This is a genomic window from Rhizobium sp. CF122 (assembly GCF_000282035.1).
Taxonomy (GTDB): Bacteria; Pseudomonadota; Alphaproteobacteria; order Rhizobiales; family Rhizobiaceae; genus Rhizobium.
In genome coordinates, this window is record NZ_AKKA01000008.1 from 71,430 (window position 1) to 95,680 (window position 24,251).

21 protein-coding genes and 4 pseudogenes are annotated in these 24,251 nt (G+C 59.0%); 15 read left to right on the top strand and 10 right to left on the bottom strand.

Going from position 1 to position 24,251, the window contains the following annotated elements; translation table 11 throughout:
* Positions 1-579: 579 nt before the first annotated feature.
* Complete coding sequence (locus PMI09_RS32720; protein WP_244423703.1) at positions 580-768, top strand: DUF982 domain-containing protein; 189 nt, start codon at positions 580-582, stop codon at positions 766-768.
* Between the two features lie 461 nt (positions 769-1,229).
* Here the strand turns inward: PMI09_RS32720 and PMI09_RS31910 are convergent.
* A pseudogene (locus PMI09_RS31910) lies at positions 1,230-1,444 on the bottom strand (IS110 family transposase); the annotation flags it as partial.
* 98 nt (positions 1,445-1,542) lie between these two features.
* On the opposite strand from PMI09_RS31910, the gene PMI09_RS29645 reads away from it, so the two are divergent.
* From PMI09_RS29645 to PMI09_RS00760, 3 genes and pseudogenes are all read left to right on the top strand, one after another.
* Positions 1,543-2,403, top strand: a complete 861-nt coding sequence (locus PMI09_RS29645) for an eCIS core domain-containing protein (RefSeq protein ID WP_052026487.1) — start codon at positions 1,543-1,545, stop codon at positions 2,401-2,403.
* Positions 2,404-2,446: 43 nt separating this feature from the next.
* Positions 2,447-2,697: pseudogene (locus PMI09_RS30835) on the top strand (transposase); the annotation flags it as partial.
* Positions 2,698-2,961: 264 nt separating this feature from the next.
* On the top strand, positions 2,962-4,215 hold the full coding sequence (locus PMI09_RS00760; RefSeq protein ID WP_007787875.1) for an ATP-binding protein: 1,254 nt from the start codon (positions 2,962-2,964) through the stop codon (positions 4,213-4,215).
* Between the two features lie 112 nt (positions 4,216-4,327).
* Here PMI09_RS00760 and PMI09_RS00765 read toward each other — a convergent pair whose 3' ends face one another.
* The 6 genes from PMI09_RS00765 to PMI09_RS00790 form a co-directional block, all read right to left on the bottom strand.
* Positions 4,328-5,980 (bottom strand): GMC oxidoreductase, encoded by a 1,653-nt coding sequence (locus PMI09_RS00765; RefSeq protein WP_007787877.1) that lies wholly within the window; start codon positions 5,978-5,980, stop codon positions 4,328-4,330.
* A 30-nt stretch (positions 5,981-6,010) separates the two neighbouring features.
* The gene (locus PMI09_RS00770; protein ID WP_007787879.1) at positions 6,011-7,093 is read right to left on the bottom strand and encodes an ABC transporter ATP-binding protein; all 1,083 of its coding nucleotides are present in this window, start codon (positions 7,091-7,093) and stop codon (positions 6,011-6,013) included.
* A 4-nt stretch (positions 7,094-7,097) separates the two neighbouring features.
* Entirely contained in the window at positions 7,098-7,982 is an 885-nt protein-coding gene (locus PMI09_RS00775; RefSeq protein ID WP_007787881.1) for a carbohydrate ABC transporter permease, read from the bottom strand.
* Positions 7,982-8,869 carry a carbohydrate ABC transporter permease gene (locus PMI09_RS00780; RefSeq protein ID WP_007787883.1) on the bottom strand — a complete coding sequence of 296 codons (888 nt, stop codon included), beginning with the start codon at positions 8,867-8,869 and terminating at the stop codon, positions 7,982-7,984. The genes PMI09_RS00775 and PMI09_RS00780 overlap by 1 nt, the downstream gene beginning before the upstream one ends.
* Positions 8,870-8,941: 72 nt before the next feature.
* Positions 8,942-10,174 carry an ABC transporter substrate-binding protein gene (locus tag PMI09_RS00785; protein ID WP_007787886.1) on the bottom strand — a complete coding sequence of 411 codons (1,233 nt, stop codon included), beginning with the start codon at positions 10,172-10,174 and terminating at the stop codon, positions 8,942-8,944.
* Between the two features lie 58 nt (positions 10,175-10,232).
* Complete coding sequence (locus PMI09_RS00790) at positions 10,233-11,186, bottom strand: sugar phosphate isomerase/epimerase family protein (protein ID WP_007787889.1); 954 nt, start codon at positions 11,184-11,186, stop codon at positions 10,233-10,235.
* Between the two features lie 238 nt (positions 11,187-11,424).
* Between PMI09_RS00790 and PMI09_RS00795 the strand changes: the two genes are divergently transcribed.
* From PMI09_RS00795 to PMI09_RS00815, 5 genes are all read left to right on the top strand, one after another.
* Entirely contained in the window at positions 11,425-12,474 is a 1,050-nt protein-coding gene (locus PMI09_RS00795) for a LacI family DNA-binding transcriptional regulator (RefSeq protein WP_443216154.1), read from the top strand.
* A 749-nt stretch (positions 12,475-13,223) separates the two neighbouring features.
* On the top strand, positions 13,224-13,472 hold the full coding sequence (locus tag PMI09_RS00800; protein ID WP_007787895.1) for a hypothetical protein: 249 nt from the start codon (positions 13,224-13,226) through the stop codon (positions 13,470-13,472).
* 235 nt (positions 13,473-13,707) lie between these two features.
* Complete coding sequence (locus tag PMI09_RS00805; protein WP_007787896.1) at positions 13,708-14,361, top strand: ABC transporter ATP-binding protein; 654 nt, start codon at positions 13,708-13,710, stop codon at positions 14,359-14,361.
* Positions 14,358-16,769 carry an ABC transporter permease gene (locus tag PMI09_RS00810; RefSeq protein ID WP_007787897.1) on the top strand — a complete coding sequence of 804 codons (2,412 nt, stop codon included), beginning with the start codon at positions 14,358-14,360 and terminating at the stop codon, positions 16,767-16,769. Before PMI09_RS00805 ends, PMI09_RS00810 begins: the two co-directional genes overlap by 4 nt.
* The gene (locus PMI09_RS00815) at positions 16,759-17,832 is read left to right on the top strand and encodes a lipocalin-like domain-containing protein (protein WP_007787898.1); all 1,074 of its coding nucleotides are present in this window, start codon (positions 16,759-16,761) and stop codon (positions 17,830-17,832) included. Before PMI09_RS00810 ends, PMI09_RS00815 begins: the two co-directional genes overlap by 11 nt.
* 173 nt (positions 17,833-18,005) lie before the next feature.
* Here the strand turns inward: PMI09_RS00815 and PMI09_RS31915 are convergent.
* Both PMI09_RS31915 and PMI09_RS00820 read right to left on the bottom strand, forming a co-directional pair.
* A pseudogene (locus PMI09_RS31915) lies at positions 18,006-18,143 on the bottom strand (CopG family transcriptional regulator); the annotation flags it as partial.
* 344 nt (positions 18,144-18,487) lie between these two features.
* The gene (locus PMI09_RS00820; RefSeq protein WP_007787899.1) at positions 18,488-18,961 is read right to left on the bottom strand and encodes a YbhB/YbcL family Raf kinase inhibitor-like protein; all 474 of its coding nucleotides are present in this window, start codon (positions 18,959-18,961) and stop codon (positions 18,488-18,490) included.
* A 660-nt stretch (positions 18,962-19,621) separates the two neighbouring features.
* On the opposite strand from PMI09_RS00820, the gene PMI09_RS00825 reads away from it, so the two are divergent.
* The 6 genes from PMI09_RS00825 (at position 19,622) to PMI09_RS00850 (ending at position 23,967) form a co-directional block, all read left to right on the top strand.
* Positions 19,622-20,038 (top strand): hypothetical protein, encoded by a 417-nt coding sequence (locus PMI09_RS00825; protein WP_244423698.1) that lies wholly within the window; start codon positions 19,622-19,624, stop codon positions 20,036-20,038.
* A complete protein-coding gene (locus PMI09_RS00830; RefSeq protein ID WP_007787904.1) occupies positions 20,025-20,513 on the top strand; it encodes a hypothetical protein in 489 nt (162 codons plus the stop codon). The genes PMI09_RS00825 and PMI09_RS00830 overlap by 14 nt, the downstream gene beginning before the upstream one ends.
* Positions 20,514-20,715: 202 nt before the next feature.
* Positions 20,716-21,450 carry a response regulator gene (locus tag PMI09_RS00835; protein WP_202801590.1) on the top strand — a complete coding sequence of 245 codons (735 nt, stop codon included), beginning with the start codon at positions 20,716-20,718 and terminating at the stop codon, positions 21,448-21,450.
* Positions 21,447-22,814 (top strand): ATP-binding protein, encoded by a 1,368-nt coding sequence (locus tag PMI09_RS00840; protein WP_007787908.1) that lies wholly within the window; start codon positions 21,447-21,449, stop codon positions 22,812-22,814. Before PMI09_RS00835 ends, PMI09_RS00840 begins: the two co-directional genes overlap by 4 nt.
* 123 nt (positions 22,815-22,937) lie before the next feature.
* Positions 22,938-23,597 (top strand): DUF3313 domain-containing protein, encoded by a 660-nt coding sequence (locus tag PMI09_RS00845; RefSeq protein ID WP_007787910.1) that lies wholly within the window; start codon positions 22,938-22,940, stop codon positions 23,595-23,597.
* Between the two features lie 136 nt (positions 23,598-23,733).
* Positions 23,734-23,967, top strand: a complete 234-nt coding sequence (locus tag PMI09_RS00850) for a DUF6429 family protein (RefSeq protein WP_007787912.1) — start codon at positions 23,734-23,736, stop codon at positions 23,965-23,967.
* Here PMI09_RS00850 and PMI09_RS29870 read toward each other — a convergent pair.
* Positions 23,948-24,211 (bottom strand): annotated as a pseudogene (locus PMI09_RS29870) (transposase domain-containing protein); the annotation flags it as partial. The gene PMI09_RS00850 and the pseudogene PMI09_RS29870 overlap by 20 nt on opposite strands.
* Positions 24,212-24,251 lie beyond the last annotated feature (40 nt).

A 24,251-nucleotide genomic window follows, 5' to 3' on the forward strand; every position in this document is an offset into this window, starting at 1 on the left:
GGCTCGTGGTGGGGAAATCCCAACCGCGGCTGCTCTCCTGTCTGCTTCCTGAGATGCCAGCGCCTTTGCCGTTCCTTGGTTCGCGGCCCACACCGTAACCCTCATTTTCCCCGCCGTGAAGGTAAAGCGGCGAACCTTCTTCCTACGACCGGCCGCAAACCCCGCCTTGAAGCCTCGCTGCAGATCGCCCTTGTCATGGCTTCCCTTGAATTCCTTGGACTGCGCAGTCCACCAATCGTTAAAAGCTGTTTCTGCATCCGTGGTCCGCTTTGGAAGACGCATCAGCATAAGTAAGGACCTCCATTCTTGCGTGACGACGGCCTCCATCGGACACCAGTCCGCGAGCCATCAATCAGAATGTTCCTATTTTGTTCTTTTCTGTGGGGCAGTCAAGCGCTCAGTCAGCTAATTGCACTGGACAAAACGGATCGCTCGGCAATTTACTAATTTATAAGATTGCCAAGGGAGATTAGGGGCGTGGCTGGCGAGGTCCCCGTTTATATCAGCCCGATAGATGTCGAATTTGAAGGCAACACCGGCCGCTATCGACACGCTGATACAGTCGGAGATCTCGCCGCCATGCTCCTGAGCCACCAATGGAGTTGGTCGAATGCGCCGTCGTTCCATCGTGCACTTATGACCTCGATGGAATCTCTTGAATTTCACGTGGAGGCAGCCGACGCCCGGGCAGCCCTTGTCATAGCTGCGCCTGAGCTTCGGCTTCGCATCTTGCCGGATGATATTGCCGAGTCGCGAGGAGCGAGCTGAAAAAAAAGAGCCCCACAAGGGCGGGGCCCAGATTGATGAGCAGTGCCCTAGAGCGGGCAACGCGCGGACAATACGCCTCACCATCGAGGCTCTCAAGCAAAACAACTCTCGTTTACATTTCGTGACGATAATACATCGCCACACCTCCGCGCTCCAACCCATTGCCGCGCGCAGATGCGCCCATTCGTTCGCGCCCGCGTAGACGTTGTGATCCAGCGCAACCGAAACTTCCGCTCGACCCGATGCCAGCACGTATCGAGCCGCGCCTTGCGCTCAATCAGCCTCGATCGCGACGCCGCGGGCCTTTATGGAGTTCGTGGGTCGGATCCCAATCGGCTATGCGTGCTTCTGAGCATTCATCCCACTGCTGGTTTATCCGATCCCGTTCTCTGACCGATTGCCCATAATCCTCCGTTAGACCTCACCACATTCCCGACGTCTCGCGACTTCTGGCTGCTGCGTCAGGCAGGGCCAGGGGCCGGAGCTTCGTAGACGCCCCCGCGGGCCATGAGAGCCCAGGCGATACGCGCCAATTTGCTGGTCAGAGCGACAGCAATCAGCTTTGGCGGTTTCGTCAGAAGCATTCTTGCCAGCCAGGTACCGCCGGCGCGCCGCGTCGCCTCGCCCAGCGGACGACGGTCGTGGCTCCAATGATGAGCAGCCGCCGCAAATCCCGCGCCGCGTCGCTGCCGAGAATGTTGGATATCGCACGCGATATGCCAAGCAATTGCGCGGTAATCAGTTGGACGAAGGATTGTGCGTCGCGAAGTCCTAATGCGGCTTCAACTGCGCCTCCTCGAGCGCTTTGGCGTCGATCTTGCTTATTTTAGCTATTCAGTCGGTATGATAGGATATCGGCCGAGGGACCTGGTTATGCCATTTGACCGATTCACAACCGCGACAATTTCCCAACTCGGCCTTTCCATCATCTTCTCTATCGCGATCTTGTTCTGGACGCTCGTGCCGTCGTCGAACACGTTTGCCCGCGAGGGGACTGCTAGCCCAAGTTTCACCTCAAAGCATAACCATGTGGACAGCGGTGGTCCTGTGCTGATGGATTTAGGCATTCCAGACTCATCGAATGCTGTCACGAACACCATTAATAGCATCGCCGCCGCTCTCAATGAGCTGCAAGCCGATGTTCTGACTGGGCCAATGCTGGAAAAAGCTATTGTGAGGAGTCGCAACAACGCGATCAGCGGATCAATGCCGATCCCTCCCTATATTCGGCAGCAACTGACCGGCTACGCGACCGAAGACTCGATGAACCGTGTCCGGTACAAGATCGGCAACGGCGGCTCTCTAAACCTTGCTCTCCTGCTAGAGGGAGGCTTTGCAGACGCGGTCACGCTGATCGACGTAGTTGTGTTTCGCGAAGCTAAGGCGGCCGCTAACGTCTCCGCTTGGGCGCATGAACTCACACATGTCGACCAGTTCCGAGACTGGGGGGTACATGGTTTTGCAGTTCAATATGCACGGAATTGGCGAGCTGTCGAAAATCCTGCGTATGCCAAAGGCTATGGCTTTTGCAATTGGCTACAATCCCGCAAAGCCAGTGCATTTCTCGAAAATATTCGCCGAGGGAAGCATTTCACCATCCCGACCGAATGTACCTCAGGCTCCAGAGATGACTGAGGTAAATTGCGGATATCCCAGGTCGCGTCAAGGACCGCCCGACTTCCATCTGATGATCCGGCGCAAGGCAGAAAGCCAGCTCGTGTCGTGGATCGATCGTGCCCGCGACAGTCTGTTTCCTCCTTTGGCAATGGCGTGGCGAAAGATGTACAGGCAGTCTGGGCAGCGATCGTCTCACCATGGTCCAATGGACAAACCGAGGGGCAGACTACCAAGCTCAAGCCGGCAAAGCGCCGGATCTACGGACGCGTAAAGCTCGATCTTCTTCAAGCCCGCCTGATTGGCGCGACATAACACGGTTCCGGCCGAAGATGCCGGCTCGGATGAGGCTCGACTTTGGCGTATCGATGGTCGGCCGCGGCTGGGGTCGGCGCCGGGTTCGAATTGGCCCTCAAGCTGAGAACCGTCGTTTGTGCTGCCAACCTGTCGTCATCACTAACGGGGCCAACCGGATTGCCGTCGATGTCGTGGTGTTGTGCATCGGGCTGAGCGCCGGTAAATTCAAACTGGTCGCTTTTCTACTTTAAAATAGACGGAATATGAATTAAAAATGGTCGGATGAAGACCAATCCAGCGGCAAAACCTTACATCGAAAGAAAAGCCCGGCCCATTGTGGAAACCGCGCTGGCCGATACACGCGTCGTTCTCATATCAGGCCCGCGTCAAGCGGGGAAGACGACGCTCGCACGTCAGTTTGCCGATGGCAATCGGCCTTACATCACGCTGGACGACGCTGGTACGCTGAACGCCGCGAAGTCCGATCCAACCGGCTTCATTCGCGGTATCGACCGCGCTGTCATAGACGAAGTCCAACGTGCTCCTGATCTGATGCTTGCCATCAAGGAGAGTGTGGATCGTGACGAAAAGCCCGGCCGGTTCTTGCTGACTGGATCTGCCAACCTTGCAACGGTGCCAGCTATTGCCGATTCCCTGGCGGGACGAATGGCAGTCGTTTCGCTGCTTCCATTTGCACAATCCGAAATCCTCTCGACGCCTGGGCGGTTGCTTGATCGCTTGTTTGCTGGCGATGAGCCAACGATCAGTGAAGGGGCCGTGTTTGGGGATGATTTGACGAATGTCGTCCTCAAGGGCGGCTATCCGGAAGTTCTACGCCGATCGACACCGGCGCGCCGGACGGCATGGCTTGAGGACTACGTGTCTCTCATTCTCGATCGTGACGTCCGGGATATCGCCAACATCGACCAGCTTGAGAGGCTACCGCGATTGCTTGACGTTCTTGCTGAACATTCTGGGCAACTGGTGAACCACAGCAGCTTCGGATCGGCGCTCGGATTGTCGAGCGTGACGGCCCAGAAATATGTGGCCATCCTTGAGCGGCTCTTTCTGGTGCGGACTATCGCGCCGTGGTCGAACAACCGCCTCAGCCGGCTCGTGAAAACCCCAAAGCTCCACTTTGTCGATACCGGCCTTCTCGCAAGCCTACGGGAAGACCATCTGGAAACTCTGCGACGCGACAGAACCAGGTTTGGCGCACTTCTGGAAAGCTTCGTGGTTTCCGAGCTTCTGAAACTCGCGTCCTGGTCGGAGCGACGACTAACCTTCTCGCACTACCGCACCAAGGATCAGGACGAGGTGGACGTGGTGATCGAGGACCGTCGCGGGCGTATCGTCGGAATTGAAGTGAAAGCGTCAGCCACGGTCAAATCGGACGATTTCAAAGGATTGAGGCAACTACAGGAAGCCGTTGGGGAGCGCTTTATCCGTGGCCTGGTGCTTCACGATCATGATCGCGTGACCCCGTTCGCAGAGAAGTTGCACGCAGCTCCCCTTTCGATTCTCTGGTCGATGTGAAAACAACCGAGTCGTTGAACACCATGTCGCGAGGGGCGACGGCCGGTTCGATTAAGGTGGGGCAGCGGTTCAGATCCTTCAAGGCGGATGCACTTTGGTCGCGGAATAGTTTCTACACGCGACCTGTTCGGTGCTGGTCAATGAGATTCCGGCAGGCGCGGATCGTCAATGCCATGACCGTGAGTGTTGTCCCGGCGATGCCGCTGCCGGGAAAGGCGCTGGCGTCTGCGACGATGACATTTGGCGCATCCCAGAGCTGATTGTAGGGATTGAGGACCGAATTCTCTGGGCTGTCCCCCATTCGCGCGCCGCCGGTTTCGTGGATCGCCGCTCCCATGCACATGGTCTTGCCGAACCATCTGCGGAACATGAAGCGGCTGAACGGATCGGCATCGGGAAAGGCGCCGCGGCCCATTTCTCTGAGGCCTGCGGGGGAGCCGATGAACTCCAGTTCACCCCCGACGGTATGTACCAGGTCGATCATGGTCTTTTCCTGTTGCGCCAGCAGGGCATGTTCCTCGTCGTGCATGGCGCAGCGTATGTGCGGAACGGGAATGTTCCAGGCGTCCTTGCGCCTGATATCGAGCGTGATGCGATTGTCGGCATAGGGCAGCATGCGGCCGAAACCGAAGAAAGCGAGCCGGGACGGCTGATTGTCCGGTGTCGGTGCCCGCCCCACGCTGCCTTGGAAATCGAAATCGCCGCGGCTGGCGTCATTCTTGCCGAAACGCGGAATGAAAATGCCCCCTGAGGGGTTATAGAATGGATCGGTCGGTGCGGAAGCATCATGGGCCCAGCCTTTGGCCTTTTGGAAGGAGCCGAAGGCGAGACAGGGAAGCTGGTCCATAAAATAGCGCCCGAGCGTGCCTGAGCGATTGCCCAGTCCCTCGGGATGTCTGGCGGATACCGAATTGAGAAGCAGCCGGACGCTTTCTATGGGTGATGCCGAAAGCACCACCAGTGCCGCGCGGGCAATCTCTACTTTGCCCGTCACGGCGTCGATGAATTCCGCACCGGCCGCCTGGCCGCCTCCGTCATCCGTCGTGATCCGGCGTACGATGGCGTCATGGCGGATGGTGAGGCGGCCGGTCGCCTGCGCCTCCCGCAAGGGCTTCGGCGTGCGCTCGGCGTCGGGAGCGACATAGCGCCAGGAGACAACGCGCCGCTCTGGCCAACGGGCCTCCACGTCGGCCTTGAAGATCTCTTCGGCTGGCGTCAGCCCCGCGGGGTGCGCATAGACGCCGTCGGGCAAGGTCTCCGCGCCGTCCTCATTGCCATAGAGCCCAAGGCAGGATTCGACTTCGCTGTAGTAGGGTTCGAGCTCGTCGTAGGAAATGGGCCAGTCGACTCCCTTGCCGGTTCGCGACTTGATCTTGAAATCATCATCGGTCCAGCGCAGCAAGACACGGCCGAAGCTGTGCAGGCGCCCGCCAGCCTGACGGCCCCGAATCCACAGGAACGGCGCATCCCTCGGCGTCGTATAGGGGTTCTTCCGGTCGTTGACGAAGAAATGGCTGAAGCGTTCGGTAAAGAAGGCCGCGCGTGCCTGGATGGGTTGCCCCTTAATCGTCGCGCGCGCCCGCTCCCAGATATTGATGCTGCTGGCCGGTGCTTTCTTGCGAGCAGGATCGAAGTCATCGTGCGTCACGGCACGGCCTGCCTCGAGCAGCAGCACCGACAGGCCTTGTGCCGTCAATTCCTTGGCGGCGAAGGAGCCTGCTGCGCCGGAGCCGATCACCAACGCATCGTAGACAGTCTGAGACATGAGCAATTTCCGTATGATCTGAAAGCGGTGCTAGAGGCGGACGCCGTCGGCGTCGAAAAGAGAGGCCTTGGCAATATCGAGACCAGGCGCGATCCGCGTGTTCGGTACAAAAGTCACATCGCCCATCACCCGGCTGGACAGGCTGTCGCCGGCCCAGTCGAACCAGATCACCGTGTCCGCGCCCATCGGCTCGACAACGGAGACGGTGCCCGGAATGGTCGGCCACCCCCTTTCCGCGCCGTCGGGCGCGAGATGTTCCGGCCGGATGCCGAGCGTGGCGGGGCCTGCCTTGAACGAGGTCAGCAAGGGATAGCCGGAAAGATTGATCTTCAGCCCGTTGCTTTCGAAGATGGGCGTGCCGGTGTCGACGACGATCCTGCCCTCGATGAAATTCATCGCTGGCGCGCCGATGAAGCCTGCGACGAAAAGATTGGCCGGGCGATGGTAGATTTCGGACGGAGTGGCGAACTGCTGGATCACGCCGTCCTTCATGACGGCGATGCGATCGGCAAGCGTGAGCGCCTCGACCTGGTCGTGCGTCACGTAGATCATCGTGTTGCCGAGGCTCTGATGCAGCTTCTTGATCTCCACGCGCAATTCGTTGCGCAGCTTGGCGTCAAGGTTGGAGAGTGGCTCGTCGAACAGGAAGACGTCCACCTCCCGCACCAGGGCGCGACCGATCGCGACGCGCTGGCGCTGGCCCCCGGACAGCTCCGATGGCCGGCGGTCGAGCAGCGTGTCGAGATGCAGAAGCGAAGCCGTGCGGGCGATGCGCGCGTCGATTTCGGCTTTTGGCAAGCCCGCGACACGCAGGCCGAAGGACAGGTTCTTGCGGACCGTCATGCGGGGATAAAGTGCATAGGATTGGAAGACCATGCCGATGCCGCGGTCCTTCGGCTCGTCCCAGGTGACATTTTTGCCGGAAATCCACATCTCGCCGTCGGTAATGTCCTGTAGCCCCGCGATGGCGTTCAGTAGCGTCGATTTTCCGCAACCCGACGGCCCAAGCAGCACGAGGAATTCGCGTGGCGCGATATCGATGGATAGTTTTTCGATGACGGTGTGATCGCCATAGGCGATCTTGAGGTCCTTTACGGAGACGGCAGGCTGCATGACATTATCCCTTGACTGCGCCGGCGGCGACGCCGCGCACGAACCAGCGGCCGGAGAAGAAATAGATGGCGAGCGGAACGACGGCGGTCAGGATGGTGGCGGCCATGTTCACATTGTAGGCGCGCTCGCCCATGGTCGTGTTGACGATGTTGTTGAGCTGCACCGTCATCGGCAGATTGTCCCGCCCGGCAAAGACCAGTCCGATCAGGAAGTCGTTCCAGATGCCGGTGAACTGGAAGATGGAGGCGACGACGACCATCGGGACCGACATGGGCAGCATGATCTCGAGGAAGATGCGCCAGAAGCCGGCACCGTCGACGCGAGCGGCTTTGCAGAGCTCTTCGGGGATCGCCATGAAATAGTTGCGGAACAGCAGCGTGACCAAGGGCAGGCCGAAAATGACATGGACGAGGACGACGCCCGCCACGGAGTTGTAGAGGCTCAGATTGGCAAGCAGGCGCACCAGCGGATAGAGGAAGATCTGATAGGGGATCAGGCCGCCGGCCATCAGAAGCCCGAACAGCAGGCCGGAACCTCTCGGTCGCCAGAAGGAGAGCGCATAGCCGTTGATCGCGCCGATGAAGACGGAAATGACGACCGCCGGCACGGTGATTTTCACCGAGTTCCAGAAGCCGATGCGCACGCCCAGGCACTGCGTGCCCATGCAGGCCCCCGACCAGGCAGTTTTCCAGGCGTTGAAACCGATGATTTCAGGCACGGCGAAGATGCGCCCCTGACGGATCTCCTCCATCGTCTTCAAGGAGGTGACGAGCATCGTGTAGAGCGGCAGCAGGAAGAACAGCGCCGCAAGGATCAGGAAGGCGTATAGTCCGATGCGGCCGATGGTGAGCCGCGAGGGTTTCGGCCCGCGGGCGTGAAGAGTGGCCATCAGTGCGCCCCCCTTCTTCTGGCGCGCATGGAGAGCGCATAACGAAACGGGACGACGGCCATGATGACGGAGAGCACTAGCACCGTGGCGCCGGCGCTTGCCAGGCCGAGATTCTGACGCTCGAACAGATTGTCCATGATGAATTTCGCCGGCACCTCTGTCGCATTGCCCGGCCCACCGCCAGTCAACGCCACGACGAGGTCATAGGTCTTGATCACGCCCATGGAGAGTAGCATCCCCGATGCCGCAAGCGCGGGACCGAGCTGCGGCAGCACGATCGACAGATAGATGCGCCAGACTGGGATACCGTCGATTTGCGCGGCCTTCCACTGTTCTTCGCCGATGGCGCGCATGCCGGAGAGCGCAATCACCATGACGAGACCGGCCCCTTGCCAGACGCCGGCGAAGACGACGGTATAGATCGCCATGTCGCGACTAACGATCCAGTCGAATACGAAACTCTGCCAGCCCAACGCCCTGACGCTTGCCTGAATGCCGAAGGTCGGGTTCAGCATCCATTGCCAGACGAGGCCAGTGACCACGAAGGACATGGCATAGGGATAAAGGAAAATGGTGCGGAACACCGCTTCGAAGCGCACCTTGCGGTCAAGCGAGGCCGCCAGCACGAAGCCGAGGGCGAGACAGCCAGCAACATAGAGCACGCCGAAAATTAAGACATTTTCCAGGGATGCGAGCCATCTCGACGTCCGGAACAGCTTGGCATATTGGGCAAAGCCCACATAGTTGGATGATGGAAAGATGGTCGAATCCGTGAACGACAGCCTCACGGACCAAACCATGGTGCCGATGTAGATGAAGATCGCTGCGATCCATGTCGGCAGGAGCGCGATGGTCGCGGCAGGGGAACGTCTGCGCCTGGCTTGCATGAGCAAACTTTCTCAAACGGAATGTGCAGGGCCGATCGGCGTTCTTCTTTCCAATCGGCCTGCCACGTGGCCCTATTCGAAGATCGCGAAGAATTTCTCGGCGCCGGAGGTGCTGTCCTCGGAAGGGTTGGTCCAGAACTCATCGACGTAGTCGTTGAGCGCGCCGGCCTGCTGCGGCGAAAGGATCAGCGCCTGGTCCGGCACGATCTTGCCTGCGCTCATCAGCTCCAGCCCCTTCTTGGCGCAGACGTCGAGGCTCGACTGGTCGACGTCGGTGCGCATCGGCACGGAACCCTTCTTGAGCGAGAATTCGACCTGCACGGTGGGGTCCATGGCAATTTCGGCAAGCAGGGTCTGGCCCTTCTGGGAGGCTGCGTCAGCGATCTTCGGGAAGGAGAAGGCGTCAGCGACATAGACCATGCCCGGCGACTGCGGCGCGAGCATGCAGCCATAGTCCTTGCCCAGCTCCTTGCCGGCGGCGATGAATTCGCCCTTGGCCCAGTCGCCCATGAACTGCACGCCGGCCTTGCCGGTGATGACCATGGCGGTGGCGTCGTTCCAGTTGCGGCCAGGTGCACCTTCATCGACATAGGCCCGCAGCTTTCCGAGAATATCGAGCGTCTTTTTCACGCCTTCGGTCGACACCTCGTCCTTGTCCGTGTCGACATAGATCTTCAGGAAGCCGTCTATGCCGACCTGGGTGAGCAGGATCATATTGAAGACCTTGGATTCCTGCCAGGATTGGCCACCCCAGGCGACCGGCTGCACGCCGGCGGCCTTGAGCTTGTCGAGGGCAGTGAAGAATTCGTCCCAGGTCTTCGGTTCCTCGCTTACGCCCGCCTTGGCGAAGGCCTCCTTGGAATAGAATACCCAGCTTTCGCCGTGGGCACCGGTCGGTGCAAGATAGACCTTACCGTTGTAGGAAACGAGATCGGCGATCGACTTCGGCAGGGCATTTGTCCATTTGCCGGCTTCGGCGACGTCGTCGATCGGGTTCAGGAGGCCCTGATTGACGAAATCGGCATTGGCAAGGCCGATGACCGCCTGTTTGGCGGTGGGCGGATCACCCGCAACCAGGCGGTTCTGGAAGGCGGCATCGGCTGCGCCGAAGCCCGCAATGGAGGAATCCTTCCAGACCCCGCCACGCTTTTCGAACTCCCGCTTGATGACATCAAGAGCCGCCGCTTCTCCGCCGGATGTCCATGAGGTCATCACTTCGGCTTTTGGCTTGTCTTCGGCATAAGCGGGGGCGACGGTTATCGAGAGCGCAGTGCCCAGCAGGAAGAGTTTCATCGTGTCTTTCATCGTTCCACCTCTTTGAGAAAGCCCTCTTGGCGGGGCTATGGTCTTGGGTTCATGGATATCAGCGATAGATCGGCAGAAGTGCTTGCCGCACGAGGGTCAGCCCGTTGGCGATGTCGTCGACGGGGCCGGGTGCGGCGTCCAGCTCGAGAATGGCCCAACCTTCGTAGCCGCGGTCGCGCAAGAGCCTGATCCAGCCCGGCCAATCGACACGGCCGAGACCGAAGCCGCAGAAATAGGGACGGTGGCGATCATGGATATGTTCGTCGATCGGCGTGTCGGCCGGCATCGGGCCGAGCGCATCCTTCCAATGGGCAATGATGACGCGCTCATGATGGCGATCGACGAGTTGCAGCGGATCGGAGCCGGCGACGATGATATGCGCCGTGTCCGGGCACATATGCACATAGGCCGGGTCCGTCAGCAGCATCAGCAGGTCGACATCGCGCGCGGCGGCAAAGATCGAATGCGCTTCGGTATGGAGCGCCAGCCGAACACCCTTGGCGTGGAGAACCGCGCCGAGCCGATTGAGAAAATCGGCGATCTTGCGCGCCTGCTCGAAATCGAAAAACCGTACAGGCTGGGCGCCAAGCGTCTGGCGCAGCGGCGCGCCGATGACCATGATGTCACTGCCGCAGGCCTTGAGGAATTCGGCGTATTTCTCGGCCTTTTCGATGATGGCGGCTTGGGCTCCGGCTTCGGTGAAATCGCCGGCCGCCTCGAGTTCTGCGAAGAAACCGCTCGCCAGCGTCAACCCCCGCCTGGACAGTTCGGCGGCGAATGCTTCGACCGAACCGTAGGTCTTCGTCGCATCCTGCCAGTTGAAGGGCGAGAAGGTGAGTTCGACGCCGGTGACGCCGGAGCCTTGTACGGCATCGAGAATCTTGTCCCAGAAGGCGCGCGGCTCGCTACGGGCTAAGGCGACGATGCCGTCATAATCCTCCACGCCCCAGAAATCGGTGTGGAAAAAGGTGACGAGATCGACACCAAAGCGAAGCCGTTCGGTTGAGGTCATGACGCTATCCGCTCTCCAGGCACAGGGGGTCGGCTGCCGAACTGGTATCCGCAGCAAGTAATTCACAATGATTTCAATGCTCTGCGGTTGGCAATCGTTTGCCGTGCTCAGATACTAGACAAGTCGCTTTTTTATGCAAGTGGTTTTTGGCAATCGTTTGCTAAATGATCGCGAGTGCCTTAGCATTCGGCGCGACAGGCATCGGGATGAGAGTGAAAAAGTGAAAAGAAACAAAGCTATGCCGGTGGAAGAGCAATCAGGACCTTTGATGGCGGATGTCGCTCGCCTGGCGGGCGTGGCAATATCGACAGTCAGCCGCGCGCTCGCCAATCCTGGACGAGTCAATGAAAAGACGCGCCGCAAGATCGATGCGGCCGCCAAGCAACTGGGCTATACACCGAATGCCATGGCCCGCAGCTTGAGGGTTGGCAAGTCAAACATCATCATGATCATTCTGCCGGGGTCGCTCTACTACGGCGTGTCCCAGATCATCCCGCAGGTGCTGCAAAGCATCAACAAGGCTCTGATCCAGAACGACTACAATCTGATGATTGCCAACCTGGACCGTGACGTAGAGTCGGAACGGCACATTCTCGATCTGGCCTTTGGCGGCACCGTTCGCGGCGCCATCATCCTATCGTCGAAACTGCCCGAGGTCGACGGACGATCTCTTGCGAATGCCAGCCTGCCGATTGTCTCCTTGCTGCTCGATATGAGCGATGTGGGATTGCCGAGCGTGGTGACGAACGACCGCGAGGCTGTGCGGGAAGTGACCGCCCACCTTATCCGTCTTGGCCATCGCCGTTTTCTCTACCTTGCCGGCCCTAAGGGCAACTATCACGACGTCGAGCGTTATAGTGGCGTCATTGAGGCGTTGAAGGAAGCAGGATTGTCAGAATCTGCCGTGGTCCGATCGGGCGGCAATCTGGATTATCAGCAAGGTTTCGACATCGGGGTGCAAGCGGCTGGTGATTTTGCTGATCTTGCGGATAAACCGAGCGCGGTAATCGCGACCAGCGACGATATGGCAATTTCCTTCATGAGCCGGATGCAACGTCTTGGCCTGACGATCCCGGGCGACCTCTCTATCGTCTCCTTCGACGGTTCGCCCGTTTGCGCATTCTGCTCGCCGCCGCTTTCAACAATCGAGCAGCCGGTAGAGGAAATGGGGCAGGCGGCGGTCGCACTCTTGCTGGCAGCCATTGGCCGGTCGGAGCAAAAGCCAAAGATGCGAAATGTCATCCGCAGCCGATTTATTCAGCGTGAGAGCATGACTGCCCCCACATAAGGCTCGTATCGATGGAGTCGCGCAGCGACCGGAAGTGGGCACCGCCAGCGGTCCTGCATCTTCGCGGAAAACAGCCCATTCGACATGAAGGATCACCTGAAGGTGCGAGGCTATCGCTGGCCGGATAGCAGCCCGCCTGGATGCCATTCTCGCTCAGTGCAAGGCGTGCCCACTGTGGTCTCGATGGGGCATGTCTGACTGGAGAACGCCTCTCGCTGATCGGCTCGATCGTCTTCCCGCAACGGCGGGAGTGGGTGCGGAACGGGATCGTGGTTGCTGCTTCAGACAGAGTAGACCCCGAATTGCCTGTTGATGAGGCGTGGGGGATCAATGGCTGTGCGGCGGTGCTGAGCGCGATCCTCGCCGCAATGGGTTCACTGGCGTCGTGACGATGGCCGCGATCCTCTATCTTGTCCCCGGCCTTACTCGCCGGGTCGCGGGATCGATACGATCAGCAGACGTCGCAAGGCTTTTTTCCAGATCGGAACCGTTCGTGAGATAGGCGGAATGGCCTCTCTTGCAATTGATGTTGGCACACCGTTTGATGTCGATCGCGGCATCCCACGTAACCCGGCGCAAAACAGGTGGAGGGCGTCCCAGCAGTCGTAGAGCGTCCAAGACATGCGGCGAGGGGCGCCGTGCACCCTTTCTTCTTGTCCACCCTCAGCTATTTATCCAGGAACGATCCCGCTCCGAGTGGCAGGAGGCGCGGTCCGCCGCCTTTCCGCCGAGACAACAGCGAGCGCGCCATGCAAGTTCAGGTCGAAACCTTCGTGGACGAAGGTGGTGTCGAAAAGCTCCGACGATTCTACCTCAACGGCCGGCAGGTCGAAGTGGGCGAAAACCTCGATCAGTGGCATGGCGCCGACTACCGATACTTCAAGGTCAGGGGCAGCGAGGGTGACGTTTACATCTTGTATCTGGACGTACTCCGAACGCAGTGGGCGCTGACGATGTATCAACGCTCGCAATCACCGGACTCGCGCGACGCCATGTGACGCCGACTTTTTTCAAATGGGGCATCGGCCCCCGCTTCTCCAGGGCTCGGGCTCCAAGCTCATCCCAGAAAGGTGCTAAGACGGCCCCAAAAACAGCTTTATATCCTTCGGGAGACGAGCCGTTTTGCGAAGAGCCTGACGTTCGACGTCCGTATTCGCATCTCCTCACCGTAGGCCTTTCCAAGCGGCTGTGGAGAGTTAAATATGTGCAATCGTCCTAATCTTGGCCGCTACTGTGATCGCTCTCCGCAATCTTAGGAAATCCTATGAGACTGCCGAAGGGCGGCTTGAAGTCTTGAGAGGGATCGATCTCGATCTCGGCGCGGGAGACAGAGTCGCCCTGACGGGGGAGTCCGGTAGCGGAAAGAGCACGCTCCTGCATCTCGTAGCCGGCCTCGAGCGACCGGACTCAGGCGAGATCGCGATCGGGGGGCGAGACATTTCCAAGCTGAACGACGGGGAACGCGCTGCCTACAGGCGGACAGAAGTCGGCCTCGTATTTCAGCAGTTCAACCTTGTCCCGTCACTAGACGTGGCCGCGAACATCGCTTTCCACGCCAAGCTCGCGGGACGCCACGATCCGCCGTGGGAAGATGAACTCGTGGCGCGCCTCGGAATCGGGACATTGCTCACCAGATATCCCGAGCAGCTTTCCATCGGACAGCAGCAGCGGGTGGCGATTGGACGAACCCTTGCCGCGCGTCCCGGCTTGGTCTTGGCGGACGAACCCACAGGAAACCTGGACGAGGCCAACGGAGACGCTGTCCTGGAACTGATGCTCTCGCTGTCGACGGAAACCGGATCGACACTGCTCCTGGTGACACACTCGCAAAGGCTGGCGGATAGGCTCGACCGGCAGGTGCATCTGCGGTCCGGGACGATCGAATGAAGATGTGGACCGCAGCCACGGCACTTCTGTCCCACTGGCGACGACGACCGCTGCAGCTCGGCGCTCTCTTGTCCGGCCTGGCGCTGGCGACGGCCCTGTGGTCCGGAGTGCAGGCGATCAACGCAGAAGCCCGCGCGAGCTACACCCGCGCCGCGGTTGTGCTTGACCAGAACGGGTTGGCGAACCTGGTTTCTCCAAACGGCAGCTCGATTCCTCAGTCCGCCTTCGTGCGGCTCAGACGGGCGGGCTGGAACGTGTCACCAGTTTTGGAGGGAGACTATCGGTTCGGAGTCACCCGGTTAAGGGTGATCGGCATCGAGCCACTGACGATGCCCGCCGAGACTAACATCGTCGACCTGGGAAATGCCGGAGACTTGCTTTCCTTCATCACGCCTCCGGGCATGCTGTTCGTCTCTCCCGGTACAGCGGAAAAAATGCGAGGACAAACGGACCTCGCACTGCGTGTTTCGGATCGCATGCTGGACGGCGCCGCCTTCATCGACATCGGCTTGGCCCAAAAGCTATTGAGAAGAGAGGGCGAACTCAGTCGGATTGTGATCGCCGAAAACCAACGTTCCGGTCTGGAGCCGCTTGAAAAGCTTGTTCCAACGCTCTCAGTTCGCGAGCCGAATGCACAAACCGACGTCGAGCATCTTACCGAGAGCTTCCATCTCAACTTGACGGCCTTCGGTTTTCTCGCCTTCGCGGTGGGGCTGTTCATCGTGTACTCGACGATCGGTCTCGCCTTCGAACAACGGCGGCCGACCTTCAGGACGCTTCGCTGCCTTGGCGTTTCGTTGCGTGCGCTTGCGGCTCTGCTGCTCGGCGAGCTTGTCCTTTTCGCGCTTTTTGCCGGGGCGGTCGGCGTCGCGATCGGATATCTGGTCGCGTCGCTGCTGCTCCCCGGAGTGGCCGCGACCCTCGAAGGACTCTACGGAGCCAGCGTGCCTGGCACGCTTTCCCTGCGTCCGGAGTGGTGGGTTTCTGGTTTTGCCATCGCGGTGGCCGGAACATTGGTTTCGTCGGCACAGAGCCTGTTGCGCTTGACGAGGGTGCCTTTGCTCGCGGCCGCCCAGCCCCAGACCTGGGGGCGATCGTGGCAAGCGGGGCGGCGGTTTCAGGTGCTGGCCGCAGCGGCTTTGCTAGCCCTCTCGGGAGCTCTTCTTCTGTGGGCTGAAGGACTCGAGGCGGGCTTTGGCGTTCTTGGCTGTCTTCTGCTCGGGGCGTCGCTACTTCTCCCCACCGTGCTCTCCGGATTCCTCACCTTAATGCAGCGGGCGTCGTCGCGTGCGCTGGTCACGTGGTTCTGGGCCGACGCGCGGCAGCAGCTCCCCGGACTTTCCCTTGCGCTCATGGCATTGCTTCTTGCGCTGGCGGCAAACGTTGGCGTTGGAACCATGGTGTCGAGCTTCCGGCTCACCTTCGTTGGCTGGCTCGACCAACGTCTCGCCGCCGAGCTTTACGTTTCTGCCCGGAACGAGGGCGAGGCAGACAGGCTCAGGACATGGCTCGCAACGAAGGTGGAATCGGTGTTGCCGATCTCCAGCGTAGATGCCGAGATCCGGGGGCAGCCGATCCAGATCTTCGGTGTCGTTGACGATCCGACCTACAGGAAGCACTGGCCCCTGATCGTTGGCATGCCGGACGTGTGGGATCGGGTGGCGTCTGGTCAAGGGGTGCTGGTCAACGAACAGTTCTGGAGGCGGGAGCGGCTCCGCATCGGCGATCAGCTGGATTTGGCGAGCGGCTGGAGGGCGGCGGTTGTCGGTGTCTATTCGGACTACGGAAACCCAAAGGGCCAGGTCATCACCGGAATAGACGCCCTGATCTCTCGCTACCCGCAGGTCTCGCGCCTGCGCTACGGTCTGCGGATCCAGCCTGATCAGGCTGCGGACCTACGATCGAGGCTCTCGGACGAATTCGGACTACCACCGGATAACGTCGTCGATCAAGCGGCACTGAAGGAACAGTCACGGCGGATCTTCGATCGCACATTCTCGGTTACTGGCGCGTTGAGCATATTCACGCTTGGGGTTGCAGCGTTGGCTATGTTCTCGAGCCTCCTCACGCTTTCAGAAATGCGGCTCCCGCAGCTTGCGCCCGTTTGGGCCTTGGGGATTACGAGACGTGATCTCGCTCTTCTTGAAATTCTAAGGACGCTGGTCCTCTGGCTGGCGACATTTGTTGCCGCTTTGCCACTCGGCCTGGCGCTGGCGTGGGTGCTTCTGGCGGTGGTGAACGTCGAAGCCTTCGGCTGGCGTCTGCCTATGTCCATCTTTCCCTATGAGTGGGTTCGCCTCGGTCTAGTCGCGCTCGCCGCTGCGGTCGTTTCCGTATTGATTCCGCTTCGCCGGCTGGCGGGACTCGCACCGTCGGAACTTTTGAAGGTATTTGCCAATGAGCGTTAGATCGACTGTGATCGCTTTTGCGCTGACGACCATGGCCAGCTTGTCCGGGAGCCAAGCGGCCTCCGAGGGTTTTGGTGACCTTGGCTCGCCGGCCGAAGGGTTTTCGGTGCCGAAGCCAGGCCTACCGTTCCGTTTCCCCGCCGACCACGGCCCACATCCGGACTTCCGGATAGAGTGGTGGTATCTAACGGCCAATCTTGAAGCCCCCGACGGAACCAAATACGGAGCGCAGTGGACCCTTTTCCGGTCAGCGCTTGCTCCGGGTGAGGCCAACGAGTGGTCGAGCCCACAGCTCTGGATGGGTCACGCAGCCGTCACCACTTCACACGACCACTTCGTCGCAGAACGTATTTCACGCGGGGGAGTGGGGCAGGCTGGGGTTGTCGCGGCGCCGTTCTCGGCCTGGATCGATGACTGGCAGATGAAGGGACATGCCGCCCCGGGAGCGGATCAACTGGCCGACCTCAGCCTGACTGCGACCACAGAGGAATTCGGCTACAAACTCCGCCTAATGGCCACAGGCCCGCTGGTGCCACAGGGCGATAACGGCTATTCGCTGAAATCAGCGAAGGGACAGGCCAGCTACTACTATTCGCAACCGTTCTATGTGGTGACCGGCTCGCTTTCGCTACCGGCCGGGAATGTAGAGGTGACGGGGAAGGCTTGGCTTGACCGCGAATGGTCGTCACAGCCGCTTGCGGAAGACCAGACCGGTTGGGACTGGTTCTCGCTACATCTCGATACAGGCGAGAAGCTCATGGGCTTCCGTCTCCGAAATGATGGAGAGGGATTTACCTCGGCTACCTGGATCACCGCCGACGGGCGACCGGACCCTTTACCAGCGGCAGCTCTCAAGATCGTTCCCGTGCGAACCGCCAAAGTCGCAGGGCGTCAAATTCCTGTTTCTTGGAACGTCCAGGTTCCCAGTCGCGGCTTTGACGTCACCACCCAGCCTCTGAACGACCATGCGTGGATGTCAACGTCCGTCCCGTACTGGGAAGGCCCGATCTCCTTCGAGGGCAGTGTCAGTGGCAGGGGTTACCTGGAGATGACCGGGTACTAGCCCAAACCAAGGGGTAGCGGGAAGGTAATGGGGGCAGTTTCTATCGCACCTGCTTTATGATGGAGGCCGCCAGCGCTTGTGCGCTTGCATGTCGCGCATTCCGGGAAGGTGTTGTTCGTCCAGGCCCTCCATTGGAGGATGATATCCGGCCGCCTTCGCCGCTGCGTTGGTGTCTAAACTATGCCGGCACGTCGCTGCTTTGAAACGTCCTCTGAAATCTCCTGCCTCAGCTTGGGCCCCATGAAGAGACGGTGGCCGAGGGCAGCGACGAAAGCGTCGTAGCACTCGCCGGCCCACCGGGCCTGCGCCGGGTTGCGGCATGCGCAACGGTTTGATCTCAGGAACGGTGCTTCACGTAGATGGCGATCAGCGCCTGGTCTGACCTCGGAGGTGTTCTGTGGTGGTGCCGAGGAACGTGTGTGTCGCCGGGGATTGAATATGGCGGTACCGCCACATCATTGTCACAGTTGTTGTCGGCCCAAGCCCACCCTCGGAACGACGACGACACGGGCTGCTGCGGTTAGCGATGTATGTCTTTCAAGTTTGGAGCGTTGTTTTCAATAACGGATCAAATCTTGGACGATAGACGCGGCGTTCTCCATCTTGATCAATCGGCGGCAAGGTTTGAACGAGTACATCGGTCGACGCATATCTGTCACTTCCCTGTTTTGCCATAGGTGCCGACGAGCTCGGTTCCGGCAATGACGTGATCGCGCATTTGCGCTTCGATTTGGTCCTTGCTAGCCGCCGCCGATAGGGTGAGGCGGTCATTGAGTGCATAGAGCTTGAAGAAGTAGCGGTGCACACCGATCGGAGGACAAGGGCCGCCATACGCATTGCTGTTCCACCCATTCCTCGCTGTCTGGGCGCCTGATGGCAGTTGCGAAATCCCTTCCACAAGCCCCTTCAGATCGGGGGGCAGATTGAAAACAATCCAGTGTATCCAGGTCATTTTCGGATGCGCCGGATCCGGTGCGTCCGGGTCGTCGACGATCAACACAAGGCTTCTGGTTCCGGTCGGAATGTCTGTCCATTCGAGAGGCGGGGAAATACCTTGCCCTTCGCAGGTGTAAAGCCTGGGAATGGTTCCGCCATTGTTAAAGGCGGGCGATGCGATAGTAAACGCCATATGGAGCCTCGGCGAGTTCAAGAAACCGTTTCGTTGCCGCACTCACGATATACCCCGTGCCCACGCAGTCTGTGGGCGCCTCCAGACTAACGACAGCATCGGCCTATTGGCGCGCGATGTCCAGGACGTCGACCCGCAACCAGTTGCAGCATAATTCTATAGCGATCCCCATCTACACGCTGCCTGCGAGTGTCAGCAAAACCAGCGCGAACGTCTGTCGATGATAAAGGACGTTATCTTAGGATGGATATCGGATGCACGAGGATGCCAACGCCTACGCTGCGCTACCAAAAAAGTCCGCTACTGACCTGCCACGGGACGTTCATCCAGCGGCGACTAGAGCCACGGCGGTTCAGATCAAATGCGCGCCGTCGAAAGAAGCGACGCGATCGTAGCCGGCGTGTATCTGGTTCTTTCGGGCTTAAGAACGATATGCAGATTGTTGGAGCCCTCGATCCAGTTTGAAGGCGGATACGACCGGACGACTTGCTAACAGCGTCATCCAACGGGGCAGCCGAAACAAAACTGAATAAAACCAAACATTCCGCTGCAGAGGCATGGACTAGATTTCTTCACCACCACTGTGAGGAAAATCAAATGTCCACAGGGACCACTGGCCCGAAGAAAATCCTCGTCTTTCTGCCTCAGCCGGCCGCGTATATGATCGTCACGAAACTCGCGGAGCGTGGGCACTCGTCCATCGCTGTCTCGACGGTTCCGGAGGTTTTCGACGCCCTTCGTTCGGATTGCTACTCGTTTGCCATCACGACCCGACCGGAGATCGACCTTTTGCGCAACATCCACTCTATACCCGTGGTCAATCTCGAGATTTTCTTTCATGCAGAGCCTTCCGGCGGCGGCCCCCTGTCGACGTCTAAAAAATTCGACGGCAGGGCGTTCATGGAACGGGTCGAATTCCTTGTTCGACCGGTAACTGCAAGAGGTGAACATGCTGGCACCGAGCCGGTCAAAACCATAGCGATGCGAGGTCACAAAGCCTCTCGATGGTGGGCCATGGCAAAGAAGATGTTGGGTTTGCCTCACCATCGTGAAGGATTGAGCGATGTTCGATCCTAACAGTCTTCGAGACGCGGCTATCTCTCCTCCTTCCTCTACAGCTGACTACCTCTGTTCATCCCGCACCGCTATCGAACAAAGCTCTATAGACCATGATTACGGAGGAACCGAAATCGCCGGAAGGCTTCGAAAGGGCGAGCTTTGGCGAATTGCAGCTCCCAAACAGGAACGGTTCTTCTTCGGGGGATGTTTTTTGGTGTTCTGGCTAATAGGTGCCGCTTCGTTAAGCGGATACATCATGCTGGCTCTATTTCTGCTGGTGGCAATCGGGCGGCTTGTGCAGCATGCCGCTACGGCGTTTGCGACAAACTTGGCGAAACGATCGCGGCTCAGGCACTATATCGTGATGGGAACGTCAGTGGCTTTCTTTTCCCTGCTCGTCGTTCGCGGCTGTTACCTTGCTGCCTCGATATCGAGCTCCGCTCCGATCCTTTTGAAGTCCGTAGCAGCGGCCAATACCCAGATGCAACGCTAACTGGACGAACGAAGGGCAAGCGGAGCTAGCAGAGGCGGCGCAACATTTTGCAACATTTTCGAATAAAGTTTTGCGTGAGATCAGATAGAGCTAGAATAGTTCGAGCCCATGGCTGCTCGCCATTCCACCTGCTGGCCGGGTTTTTAGCCCAATGAGATAGTTGATCGACATGGCGATGCTTCCCCTTCAGCCAAGAAACACGATGGCCCACGACGTGTCCGTGCCCCCGCAAGCCCGCATCCTGATTGTCGAGGACGATGGCGATATCGCAGGCATGCTGGTCGACCTCGTAAAAGCCCATAGTTTTCAGGCAGTCTCGGTGGCAAACGGGATAGAGATGGACAGGATTCTCGCTCGCCATGGTTTCGATCTGATCCTTCTTGACGGAATGCTGCCCGGTGAGGACGGCTTCAGCATTTGCAGGCGGTTGCGATCTTCCGGGAAAACGCCGATCCTGATGCTCACAGCACTGCGGGAGGATATCGACCGTATCCTCGGGCTTGAGCTAGGTGCTGATGACTACGTCACCAAACCGTTCAATTCGCGCGAGTTGATGGCCCGTATAAAAAACATCCTCCGACGGGTCGCTGACCACAGCGAACCAGAGGCCGGACTCGAAGCTCTGAGGTTCTCAGGCTGGCGGATCGACCCGCGAAGTCGTCAGCTCTTCGATGCTGACGGTGCTCAGGTCTCGATGACAACGGCAGAGTTCGATCTGCTGTGGGCGTTTTGCTGCCATCCGAACAAAGTTCTCACACGCGAGCAGCTGCTTGCGATGACTCATGCAGGGTCGGCCGGACCTATCGAGCGTAGCATCGATGCGCATATCAGCCGCGTCAGGCAGAAAATCGAGCCGAATCTCAAGGATCCGACCTTCATCAAGACAGTCAGGCTCGGCGGATATCTGTTTGCGTCTAAGGTAGAGCGCCTGCCATGAGGGGGCTTCGCACCGCCTCGATCCGAAAGCAACTCTTCTTTCTTGCAATCCTGCTGGTCGTCTTCGTGTCCGCGGTGGCCGCCGTGTCCGAACCGTTCATTTACGGTCGACATGATAAGGGGATCGAAATCGGCCTGTTCTCCGGTCACGTGGAAATGGTCCTTGAACAGTTCGGCCGCAGCCGGACAATCCAGGAGGAGGATGACGCACTTCGCTTTGCCGAGCGTCTGGGCGTATCCGCGAGACGGAGCTCGCCGTCGCGGGCGTCAATGTCGTACCAGACGGGAGAAGGGACGAACAACGTCGTTTCGCGGGTAAAAGAGCTCATCAATGATGGAATATTGACGTCGCTGAAGAACGCAGTGGATGGTGAGGCCAGGCCATCCGCCTTGATCGTCGCGGTCGATGACAACCGTGCACTTTCCTTTGAGATGCCGCAGTTTCCAAGTAGCGTCTGGCTAGCGCCAGCGGTTGCAAGCGGCCTTCTGAAAATTGTCATTCCCCTGATATTGTTTGCCTATGTTGGCAGTTGGCTGATCACCGAACCTCTGGTCCGGTTTGCAGCGGCCGCGCAGCGGGTCAGCATGGACGACCATTCCGAGGAGCCCTTCAAAGCCGAAGGAGCGTCGGAGATTAAAAGCCTGGCGGCGTCGCTCAACGTCATGCAAAGCCGAATACAGACCATGCTGCGCGATCGGACAAGAGTGCTTCGCGCCATCAGCCACGACCTGAGAACCCCACTAACGAGACTGCGGATGCGCATTGATCGATCAAGCGAGCCAGAACTGAAGGAGCTCATGCTGGCCGACGTTAGCACACTGTCTTCACTGATCGACGCCAGCCTCGGCTTTCTAGACAACAGATTTGAACCCTCACGCAAAGTGGATCTGTCGAGCTTGCTTCAGACGATTTCGAACGACTTCGCCGACACGGGGATCAACGTCCGCTTTGCCGGTCCGCGGAGGCTCACCTATATTTGCATGCCGCAAGGGCTGACGCGTGCGATTTCCAATTTGATCGACAACGCGTCACGGTATGCACAGGAAATCGAAATCCAACTTCTACAGGACCATGATGATGGTGTTACAATCAGGGTGTCCGACGACGGCCCCGGCCTGTCTGATGATCTCAAGCAGAGGGTCCTCGAACCGTTCTTCAAAGCCGATGAGGCGCGACAAACCGGAGGCAAGAGCGGCGGTTTCGGGCTTGGACTTTCGATCGCCCAAGGCATCGTGACGATAGGACATAGAGGGGAGTTCAGACTGCGCGATCGCCAGCCGAACGGGCTTGTCGTGGAAATCCAGTTGCCACCGGTGAAGCCGACATCATCTGCTGCAACTCAGAGTGATGTCATCAAACTATAGAAGCGGGCACAGCCGACACGAACATTTCCCAATATTATTGAAAACACAGCAACACCACAGTCAGATATCGCTCACTCCAGCCACATTTGCCGCTCGGCGTTCCTACCGGCTGGAGCCAGAACATTGAAGATCATTTCCAATCTCAGCATTGCCCTCGTACTTGCCGGATCGGCACTCGCCAGTTGCAGCACGGCCGATCCGACTGCCTATGCCGATCTGGCCTCGGCGCCGCACCTTAAGCCCGACCCCGTCGATCGAAGCGGCCGCGTTCCTTATCGCTATCACAGCAATGTCGATTGGAAGCAGTACGATAAGGTCATCATCGATCCCGTTACTGTCTATCGGGGCCAGGACAACCAGTTCGTCAAGATAAGCGAGCAGGACAAGAGCGTTCTGGCCAGCTACATGCAGTCTCAGTTTACCCAGAAGCTCAGAACCCGTTTTTCCACGGTCAGCACGCCCGCTGCGGGCACTCTGCGGGTGCACCTGACCTTGACTGGAGCAAAGACGACAACCCCGGTCCTTGGCCCGTTCTCTCATCTTGACGTTGGAGGGGGTGTCTACAACGCAGTCCAGGCCGCGCGGGACAAGGAAGGCTCCATGACCGGTTCTGTAGCCTATGCCGTAGAGATCTATGATGCATTGAACAACCGCCTGCTGTCCGCATATGTCACCAAGCAATATCCGAACGCAATGAATGTTGGCGCCAGCTTCGGCGCTCTGCAAGCCTCGAAGGTTGCGATAGAAAAGGGCGCCGACGCGCTTCTGGCCCAACTGCGGTAGTGTCTGCGAAATTGGTTCATCCGACCGATGCGAGGAGTGGTGCCACAACATATCTCAACATCAAACGACACACTGCAACGTATCCATCCGGGCAGGGCCGCAGGATTTTGGGCGCCGCGTGTGGTAATATTGGTTGATGGAGATCGATGAGGACAAGATCGACGATGCCGTTTTGGCGCTGTTATGGCTGACGCTGCATAACGAGCGTTGTGCCTGGAAGGGTTTCGACTGGGCAGCGACGGATCGGCTTCACAAGAAGGGCTTGATCGGCGACCCAGTCAACAAGTCGAAGTCATTGATCCTGACCGACGAAGGCTTGGAGCGTTCGGAAGCATTGTTCCGGGAGCTGTTTACGCGGCCGCCGCTATAGCCGTCCCTTTCTGTGCCTTCCATTGCCAGGGCAGCAGTTCGTGCAGGCGGGAGACGGGAAGATCGGCGATGCGGGCGAACACATCGGAGAGCCACGCCTTGGGGTCGACGTCGTTGAGACGACAGGTCGTGATGACGGAGAGCATGATGGCGGCACGATCGGCCCCACGCTGGGAACCGGCGAACGTCCAGTTTCGACGCCCAAGTGCAATTCCTCTCAGCGCGCGCTCGGCCGTATTGTTCGTCTAAGGTCATGAAATTGTGCAACAGCCTGTTGCACAATTT

Coding starts and splice junctions, on each gene's coding strand:
- PMI09_RS32720 (WP_244423703.1), top strand. CDS start 580: ATGCTCCTGAGCCACCAATGGAGTTGGTCGAATGCGCCGTCGTTCCAT.
- PMI09_RS29645 (WP_052026487.1), top strand. CDS start 1,543: ATGCGGCTTCAACTGCGCCTCCTCGAGCGCTTTGGCGTCGATCTTGCT.
- PMI09_RS00760 (WP_007787875.1), top strand. CDS start 2,962: ATGAAGACCAATCCAGCGGCAAAACCTTACATCGAAAGAAAAGCCCGG.
- PMI09_RS00765 (WP_007787877.1), bottom strand. CDS start 5,980: ATGTCTCAGACTGTCTACGATGCGTTGGTGATCGGCTCCGGCGCAGCA.
- PMI09_RS00770 (WP_007787879.1), bottom strand. CDS start 7,093: ATGCAGCCTGCCGTCTCCGTAAAGGACCTCAAGATCGCCTATGGCGAT.
- PMI09_RS00775 (WP_007787881.1), bottom strand. CDS start 7,982: ATGGCCACTCTTCACGCCCGCGGGCCGAAACCCTCGCGGCTCACCATC.
- PMI09_RS00780 (WP_007787883.1), bottom strand. CDS start 8,869: ATGCAAGCCAGGCGCAGACGTTCCCCTGCCGCGACCATCGCGCTCCTG.
- PMI09_RS00785 (WP_007787886.1), bottom strand. CDS start 10,174: ATGAAAGACACGATGAAACTCTTCCTGCTGGGCACTGCGCTCTCGATA.
- PMI09_RS00790 (WP_007787889.1), bottom strand. CDS start 11,186: ATGACCTCAACCGAACGGCTTCGCTTTGGTGTCGATCTCGTCACCTTT.
- PMI09_RS00795 (WP_443216154.1), top strand. CDS start 11,425: ATGCCGGTGGAAGAGCAATCAGGACCTTTGATGGCGGATGTCGCTCGC.
- PMI09_RS00800 (WP_007787895.1), top strand. CDS start 13,224: ATGCAAGTTCAGGTCGAAACCTTCGTGGACGAAGGTGGTGTCGAAAAG.
- PMI09_RS00810 (WP_007787897.1), top strand. CDS start 14,358: ATGAAGATGTGGACCGCAGCCACGGCACTTCTGTCCCACTGGCGACGA.
- PMI09_RS00815 (WP_007787898.1), top strand. CDS start 16,759: ATGAGCGTTAGATCGACTGTGATCGCTTTTGCGCTGACGACCATGGCC.
- PMI09_RS00820 (WP_007787899.1), bottom strand. CDS start 18,961: ATGGCGTTTACTATCGCATCGCCCGCCTTTAACAATGGCGGAACCATT.
- PMI09_RS00825 (WP_244423698.1), top strand. CDS start 19,622: ATGATCGTCACGAAACTCGCGGAGCGTGGGCACTCGTCCATCGCTGTC.
- PMI09_RS00830 (WP_007787904.1), top strand. CDS start 20,025: ATGTTCGATCCTAACAGTCTTCGAGACGCGGCTATCTCTCCTCCTTCC.
- PMI09_RS00835 (WP_202801590.1), top strand. CDS start 20,716: ATGGCCCACGACGTGTCCGTGCCCCCGCAAGCCCGCATCCTGATTGTC.
- PMI09_RS00840 (WP_007787908.1), top strand. CDS start 21,447: ATGAGGGGGCTTCGCACCGCCTCGATCCGAAAGCAACTCTTCTTTCTT.
- PMI09_RS00850 (WP_007787912.1), top strand. CDS start 23,734: ATGGAGATCGATGAGGACAAGATCGACGATGCCGTTTTGGCGCTGTTA.